Origin of the sequence: Microcystis sp. 49638_E5, assembly GCF_021300285.1 — a bacterium.
In the GTDB taxonomy this organism is placed as follows: Bacteria; Cyanobacteriota; Cyanobacteriia; order Cyanobacteriales; family Microcystaceae; genus Microcystis; species Microcystis aeruginosa_C.
This window is the reverse complement of sequence record NZ_JAJTDH010000165.1, coordinates 1-4,095: the sequence shown is the minus strand read 5'-3', so window position 1 is coordinate 4,095 and position 4,095 is coordinate 1. Positions and strand designations below refer to the sequence as shown.

5 protein-coding genes and 2 pseudogenes are annotated in these 4,095 nt (G+C 45.5%); 2 read left to right on the top strand and 5 right to left on the bottom strand.

Translation table 11 applies throughout. From position 1 onward, the window contains the following. Together LW728_RS22985 and LW728_RS22980 are read left to right on the top strand one after the other, a co-directional pair. Positions 1 to 183 (top strand): annotated as a pseudogene (locus LW728_RS22985) (transposase); the annotation flags it as partial. 2 nt (positions 184 to 185) lie between these two features. Further along, positions 186 to 668, top strand: a pseudogene (locus tag LW728_RS22980) (pentapeptide repeat-containing protein); the annotation flags it as partial. Positions 669 to 828: 160 nt separating this feature from the next. On the opposite strand, the gene LW728_RS22975 reads toward LW728_RS22980, so the two are convergent. From LW728_RS22975 to LW728_RS22955, 5 genes are all read right to left on the bottom strand, one after another. Next, the gene (locus LW728_RS22975) at positions 829 to 966 is read right to left on the bottom strand and encodes a photosystem II reaction center protein K (RefSeq protein WP_008206475.1); all 138 of its coding nucleotides are present in this window, start codon (positions 964 to 966) and stop codon (positions 829 to 831) included. Between the two features lie 50 nt (positions 967 to 1,016). Then, a complete protein-coding gene (gene tgt / locus LW728_RS22970; protein ID WP_287709501.1) occupies positions 1,017 to 2,141 on the bottom strand; it encodes a tRNA guanosine(34) transglycosylase Tgt in 1,125 nt (374 codons plus the stop codon). Positions 2,142 to 2,186: 45 nt separating this feature from the next. Beyond that, complete coding sequence (locus LW728_RS22965; RefSeq protein WP_043997955.1) at positions 2,187 to 2,648, bottom strand: hypothetical protein; 462 nt, start codon at positions 2,646 to 2,648, stop codon at positions 2,187 to 2,189. A gap of 210 nt (positions 2,649 to 2,858) precedes the next feature. Next, positions 2,859 to 3,500, bottom strand: coding sequence for an ATP-dependent Clp endopeptidase proteolytic subunit ClpP (gene clpP / locus LW728_RS22960; RefSeq protein WP_223211172.1), 642 nt, complete (start codon positions 3,498 to 3,500; stop codon positions 2,859 to 2,861). 18 nt (positions 3,501 to 3,518) lie between these two features. Beyond that, positions 3,519 to 4,095, bottom strand: a 577-nt coding sequence (locus LW728_RS22955; protein WP_287768481.1) for an RNA-guided endonuclease InsQ/TnpB family protein, incomplete at its 5' end; no start/stop codon positions are given.

The following is a 4,095-nucleotide window of genomic DNA, read 5'->3' as shown; positions in this document are numbered from 1 at the left end:
ATAGAAGCTTATTATGACTATACAGGATACTACCCAGAATCAGTTCATGTGGACAAAATTTATCGAACCAGAGAAAACCGAGCTTGGTGTAAAGAAAGGGGAATCAGAATCAGTAGTCCCCCATTAGGAAGACCAGCCAAAAATGTTAGTAAAGAACAAAAGAAACAAGCTACTGATGATGAGAGGATTTAAGTGAGGCGATTCTCTGGGGAGCAGATTTAAGTCAAGTGGACTTTTATCGAGCTTGTTTACGCGATGCGGACTTAAGCGGGGCTAATCTCATCGAAGCCAATTTAGAAGCCACTTATTTAACCAAAGCCGTCTTAAATGGTGTTAATCTCAACAGTGCTAATCTCCAGCAGGCCGTATTAATCGATGCGGATTTTCGCTCCACTTCCGACCAACGCACGGACTTAGGCAAAACTAACTTTTGCGGAGCCGATCTCAACTATGCCAATCTGAGCGGCTCCCTGTTATATCGAGCTAATTTCGCTGATTGCCGACTTTGCCGGGTTAATTTTCGTGCTAGTCCCGAAAGAGACGGATTTATTACCGATCTCACCGGGGCCAGTTTCCGGGGTGCGGATCTCAGTTATGCCGATTTGCGCGGGGCAATTTTAGAAGATGTGGACTTGACTGATGCTGATTTAACCTGGACTTTGTTTTAATCTGGGAAGCTTTTTCAGTAAACAGTAAACAGTAAACAGTAATCAGTGAAAAGACAGCAGTGTTAATGTCATTTCGTACTCCTCACTTAATACCACTCACTTAAAACTCAAATCTGATAACTGATAACTGCTCACTGATAACTGATAATTGAGAGTCGATTTATTTAAAACCGACGGATGCTTGCCAAACAAAGGCCAGCAAGAGGAAAAATAGGGGAATCAGGGGCAAGACATCGACTAAGGGGTCGAAAATTTGGTATGCTTCCGGCAATTTGGCCAACAAAAGTGCAGTTTCCATCTCTCTATCTACCTTGACAAGAAAATTTTTAAACGTTTCCTGAAATTTTATCACGTTGGGGTAACATCTACGGCATCCTCAAGCCAAGGGGCAAAATCTTGGGTAAAAGTCCCCCCTAGGATAGATTGACGAATTTCACGGGTAAATCTGATTAATTCGGCGATATTGTGCAGAGATAAGAGAATATAACCCAACATTTCCCCCGATTTAATTAAATGATTGAGATAGGCACGGCTAAAGTGTTGACAGGTGTAACAGGGACAAGTCTCGTCTAAAGGGGCGAAATCCTCCTTAAAACGGGCATTTTTTAGGTTCCAACGCTCCCCCCGCACCAAAGCCGTGCCATGGCGACCAAAACGGGTGGGAATAACGCAATCAAACAGATCTATGCCACTAGCGATCGCCTTGGCCATTTCTCCATAGGTTCCCACTCCCATCAGGTAACGGGGTTTATTTTCGGGGAGTAAAGGGGCAGTTATCTGGACAATGCGATGAATTAGGCTCGTTTCTTCCCCCACACTCACGCCCCCGATGGCATAACCGGGTAAATCGAGTTTTACTAAAGATTCCGCCGCCGCTGCCCGTAAATCCTCATAGATTCCCCCTTGCACTATGGCGAATAAGGCCTGTTCTTGAGGTCGTTGATGGGCCCCCAGACAGCGCTCTAACCAGCGATAGGTGCGTTCTATGGATGCTTTCATGGTCTCATGACTGACTCCCGTGGGGGGACATTCATCGAAGGCCATAATGACATCAGCACCGAGGGCATTTTGAATCTGAATCGATTTTTCTGGCGTAATTTCGATGATTCTACCGTCCCGGGGCGATCGAAAGGTGACTCCCGACTCTTTAATTTGCCGCAGTTGACTAAGGCTAAATACCTGAAATCCACCCGAATCTGTTAATATTGGCTGATTCCACGCCATAAAATCGTGTAAACCTCCCGCTTTCTCGATAATACTTTCTCCGGGCTGCAGATGCAGGTGATAGGTATTAGCGAGAATCATTTGCGCCCCCGTGCTGGCGATTTGAGCGGGGGTCAAACCTTTCACCGTCGCTAAAGTTCCCACGGGCATAAAACGGGGTGTTTCTACCGGTCCGTGGGGAGTATGCCAAACCCCAACCCGCGCACCAGTTTGGGGACACTGGGCGATTAATTCAAAGGAAAATCCCACTGTTTCAGTTATCAGTTATCAGTTATCAGTATTTTTGCTCGCTGCCTAAAAGGGGCAATCGTTGTCGTCTTCGTCTTCAAACTGCACATCCCACTTAGCAGAAAGTACCTGAGTAACCATGGCTTCGAGGGTATCGGCATTGAGACGGGCTTTCATCTCGGGGTCTTGCAGTGGATTACTCAGGGGAATTAGCCGTAATTGCCGATTGTCTTGGATCAGATCAAAATAGGTTTCACCGTCGGGAGAGCGGTTTAAACGTAGATAATCGAAGCTATAGGTATTGAGATAAAGACTGTAGTTGGCAACTAGGGTGCTTTGCTGATAATCGGCGAAAACTTCTAGTATCCATCCCTCCCCTTCACTCTGAATCACTCCTTCGAGACTATGGATGTAGCGAACTCGTCCGAGATCATCGAGGAGACGACGCATATCTTCTTTAGCGATGACCACGCCAGAATCAATAATACAGGGGGCGGGCAGGGGCTGTGAGGGTGGATGATAGTTCATAGGGATTGCCAGTAAAAAAATTTCCGTTAATAACCCACCGGGTGTTTCTACCGATTCCTGTTGCAATTTTTTTCGGGTTACGTCTCGATCTTAACCCAATCCGCTAGAACTTTTCACTGTTATTTAATATTAATAACGACGATCGATGATTAATTTCCGCTTACTAAATATTTACAAAAATCTGGGTAGACAGGGCCTACCCGATCATAACTATTTACTGGGAGGGTTAGAAGCGGAAGGACTGCGATCGATGACTTGATCGATTAAACCATAGTCTAGAGCTTCTTCGGCGGACATAAAGAAATCCCTTTCCGTATCCTCGGCGATGAGGTCGAGAGGTTTACCCGTATGACTAGCTAGGTGTTGATTGAGTAATTGTTTGAGATAGAGAATTTCTTTGGCCTGAATTTCGATATCGGTGGCCTGACCTTGGGCGCCGCCGAGGGGTTGGTGAATCATGATCCGCGAGTTGGGTAGGCTCATTCTTTTGCCCGGTTTGCCGGCGCTGAGGAGAAAAGCCCCCATACTGGCAGCTAAACCAATACAAATGGTGCTGACATCGGGACGGATTTGATTCATGGTGTCAAAAATCCCTAATCCAGCCGAAACGGAACCCCCGGGGGAGTTGATATACAGGTAAATATCTTTTTCGGGGTCTTCTGCTTCTAGAAAGAGTAATTGGGCGACGATTAGGTTAGCTAGGTCGCTGGTTACTTCTTGTCCCAAAAAGACGATTCTTTCCCGGAGTAGTCGGGAGTAGATATCGAAGGCGCGTTCGCCCCGGCCTGTGGTTTCAATAACGGTAGGAATCATTGCGCTTTCTTGTCTTGCTGCTGCGGTTAGTTTTTTGATTTTGACATACTCCCACCGTCAAGCTACGCTGTGACGGGGGATTCTTTCGAGATCACTATCGGAAATTCCTTGTTCAACGAGACAGCTTAGATTCTCAATGTCTCCACTGAAAATCCAGAGGCCGGACTCTCCCAAGGCGTTTGGATCGGTTTCTGTTTGCCCAACAGTACCGTTGACACTTCGACTTCGCTCAGTGTCAATGCCGAGCGAAGTCGAGGCATTGAGATGATTTCCCAAATATTTCAACCCTTTTTTAAGAATATTTATTGATGCATTATGATCCCTATCTAAGACTGTTTGACAATTAGGACATTGATGAGTTCTAGTGCTTAAGGTTTTTTGAACTCTCGTCCCACAAACTGAACAATCTTGGCTAGTAAAATGGGGAGGAACAGCAACACAGACAATCCGATAAATCTTAGCAAAATAATTCAACCATTCAGTGAATTGATACCAAGAAGCATCACTAATCGACTTGGCCAGCTTACGGTTTTTGACTAAGTTTCTTACCTTTAAAGCTTCATAGACTACCAGATCATTAGACTGGACTAACGCCAAAGCGTCTTTAATTGCTTTGTCTTTACGTTGTCTTGAT

Coding starts and splice junctions, on each gene's coding strand:
- LW728_RS22975 (WP_008206475.1), bottom strand. CDS start 966: ATGGAAACTGCACTTTTGTTGGCCAAATTGCCGGAAGCATACCAAATT.
- LW728_RS22965 (WP_043997955.1), bottom strand. CDS start 2,648: ATGAACTATCATCCACCCTCACAGCCCCTGCCCGCCCCCTGTATTATT.